Here is a 1,430-nt window from a genome sequence, read left to right on the forward strand (position 1 = left end):
TCATCCTTAAGAGCAAGGAGACTCCCGTTATACCCGTAGGGTTAGCGGGAGACGGGGCTTATAAAGTGCGGACGCAGGTTCCGCACACAGCCCCTCAGGAATTGCGTCCACATGTCCAGTTGACATCTCACATTTAATGGTTTAGAATGTGAGCATGACTGAAAAAGCTTACCGATATCGTTTTTACCCAACACCTGAACAGGAGACTCTGTTGAGGAGAACTCTCGGCTGTGTAAGACTTGTTTACAACAAAGCTCTAGATGCTAGAACCAAAGGGTGGTACGAACGTCAGAAAAGAATAAGCTACAAAGAAACCTCTTCAATGTTGACAGGTTGGAAGACAGAGGAAGATTTATTTTTTCTGAATGAAGTAAGTTGCGTTCCACTCCAACAAGGATTAAGGCATCTTCAAACAGCTTTTACTAATTTCTTCGCAGGTCGTACTAAGTATCCAAACTTCAAGAAAAAGCGGAATGGTGGTAGTGCAGAATTCACAAAATCCGCATTTAAATGGAAAAACGGTCAAATCTATCTGGCTAAATGTTTTGAACCTTTACCTGTTCGCTGGAGTCGTCAGTTACCGGTAAACTGCAACCCAAGTACCGTCACAGTTAGTTTAGATCCGTCTAATCGTTGGCATGTCTCAATCAGGTTTGATGACCACAGAGACTTAAGTTTGTCTCCCACAGATAAACAAGTTGGCTTCGATCTAGGAATTACCAGTCTAATTACAACTAGTGACGGGGACAAAATTGCCAACCCCAAACATTTGAAAAAGCTCAAGAAGAAACTGACTAAATGTCAAAAGGCTTTGTCTCGGAAACAAAAGGGATCTAACAACCGCTATAAGGCCAGGTTGAAGGTTGCCAGAATACACGCAAAAATCAAAGACGCTAGAAGGGATTTTACTCATAAGCTAACCACTCAACTAGTCAGAGAAAACCAATTGATTGCGTTTGAGGACTTAGCTGTGAAAAATCTGGTAAAAAACCACAAACTAGCTCAAGTGATTAGTGATGCCAACTGGGCGGAAATAATCCGTCAGATCAAATACAAAGCAGAATGGTACAACCGTGAAGCTGTATCAATTGACAGGTGGTTTCCCAGTAGCAAAATGTGTTCTGTGTGCTTAAATCGCGTAGAATCTTTGCCCTTAAACATTCGAGAGTGGGATTGTCCATCCTGTAATACTCGCCACGTTCGCGTAGCGTAGCCCGAAGGGCTAATCGCGATATTAATGCATCAATTAATATTTTGGCGGCAGGGCTTGCCGTGTCAGTCTGTGGAGCGACCGTAAGACCCGAGGAGAGCAAATCTCGGAAGGCTGGTGTGAGAAACTCTCCAAAAGGGAGAAGGAAGCAGAAACCTAAGTCGTGAGTCTTAGGAATCCCCCGCTATAATCTCCGATGAGCGCGGTGGGAGGATGTCAA

At 43.8% G+C, this 1,430-nt stretch carries 1 pseudogene; it reads left to right on the forward strand.

The window, feature by feature from the left end:
* Positions 1-154: 154 nt before the first annotated feature.
* Positions 155-1,377 (forward strand): annotated as a pseudogene (locus F6K51_RS37180) (RNA-guided endonuclease TnpB family protein).
* Positions 1,378-1,430: the final 53 nt, after the last annotated feature.

This window comes from Moorena sp. SIO3I8, assembly GCF_010692325.1.
Classification (GTDB): Bacteria; Cyanobacteriota; Cyanobacteriia; order Cyanobacteriales; family Coleofasciculaceae; genus Moorena.